At 51.5% G+C, this 1,688-nt stretch carries 1 protein-coding gene; it reads right to left on the bottom strand.

The features are described from left to right. Positions 1 to 46 precede the first annotated feature (46 nt). Positions 47 to 1,617 (bottom strand): IS3 family transposase gene (locus EVJ33_RS15085; RefSeq protein ID WP_131438366.1). Its coding sequence is split into 2 segments (ribosomal slippage): positions 47 to 978 and positions 978 to 1,617, totalling 1,572 coding nucleotides; the frame shifts between segments, so codons are not numbered across the junction. Positions 1,618 to 1,688 lie beyond the last annotated feature (71 nt).

The following is a 1,688-nucleotide window of genomic DNA, read 5'->3' as shown; positions in this document are numbered from 1 at the left end:
TGAAGTGCTCCCTGTCAAGTAGACAGGACAAATAATGAAAACCAGCCTAGGCGGCTTGAGACCTGTATTCGACAGGGCTCAAGCCGTTTAGTCGTTTCTGGAAACGATCGTGGTTGTAGAACGATATGTAGGTCTCGATGGCCCTCGTGAGTTCGCTGTAGGCCTGGAACTCACGCAAGTAGTACATCTCCACTTTCAAGGTGCCCCAAAAACTCTCGATCGGGGCGTTGTCGATGCAACGCCCGACCCGGGACATGCTGCGGGTCATTCCCGCGTCTTCTACCATCCGTTTGAACCCTCTTGAGGTATATTGGAACCCTCGGTCGCTATGGATCATCGGACGTGCTCCTGTACGGAGCCCCGCGATGGCTGGCATCATCGTCTGGAAGACGAGCCCGTTGTTGTTGGACCTTCCGATGCGGTAGGCGACGATCGAGCCGTCATACAGGTCGATGATCGCGCTCAGATACGCCTTCTTCCCGGTCCCATACTTGAACTCGGTGACGTCGGTGCACCATTTCTCGTCCGGGCGGGACGCACTGAATTCTCGGTTCATCAGGTTCTCGGCCACATGTTGCGGCGTTGACTTCTTATGTCTCTTCCGCTTCCGGCGGATGACCGATTGGATCCCATGGCTATGCATCAAGCGATAGATTCGCTTTTCATTGAATGGGGACAGGCTCTGTTGCCGGCGCAGCCGATTGATTGTCATCGTGATCCGACGGTACCCGTATGTGCCGTTCGCCTGGTCATAGAGTAGACGAATGTCCTCCAGAAGCTTCTCGTTCTCTTCTTGACGCACCGGTATGGTGCGGTTCAACCATTTGTAATAGGCCGCCCGTGAGACGCCGGCGACTCGACAGAGGAGGACGATCGAGATGGCCTCATCTTCGTATAATTCTTTGATGGCGATATATCGTTGCTGTAGCCGTACCTGGCTGATCACGACCTCCTCTCGATCTCCTCTAACTTTTTTAGGAACAGGTTGTCCGCACGAAGAAGTTCGTTCTCAAGCTCCATTTGCCGGATCCGGCGTTTCAGCTTCTCCTCTTCACTTAGTTCGTTCTCTGGCTTCGTACGCCCACGGCGGTCCAGGAGCGCTTCTGCCCCGTCCGTGTCATACTTCTTGACCCAGCCATAGATTTGCCCATAAGACACCTGATATTGTTCCGCGGTCTGTTGGTAGTTGCGTCCATTCTCCAAACAGTATTTCACGATCTCGAAGCGCTCTTCGAATGTAGTTTTTCTTCCTTTTGTCATAGCTCGATTCATCCCTTTTCTCGAATCTGTTAACTCGCTATGACTAGTATACTTCTTAATCCATTTTCGAAGAACAGATCCATCACTGATTTGATGGTTGGAGAGGACTTCCACCGTGGTGGCCCCATCGAGATAGTCACGGACGGCGGCAATCTTTTGTTCCTTGGTGTAATGTCTCCATGTCCTCGATTCCTTCAACGCGTCGATCCCGCCGGTATCGAATTTCACTTTCCACACCCGGAGGGTATTCTCAGAGACGTTATGCGCTTCCATGATTTCCTTCCACGTATAGGTTTCTTCTTCCACCATGCGCAGCGCAGCCAGTTTTTGTTCGATCGAATGCCGACTTCTCGCCATAAAAAAACACTCCCCAATCAGATAAACAGATTTGTTATTTTATCTGTCTACCTATTGGGGAGCATATCAAA

It is taken from the genome of Exiguobacterium sp. SL-10 (assembly GCF_004337025.1).
In the GTDB taxonomy this organism is placed as follows: domain Bacteria; phylum Bacillota; class Bacilli; order Exiguobacteriales; family Exiguobacteriaceae; genus Exiguobacterium.
This window is presented reverse-complemented; position numbering and strand designations above follow the sequence as displayed.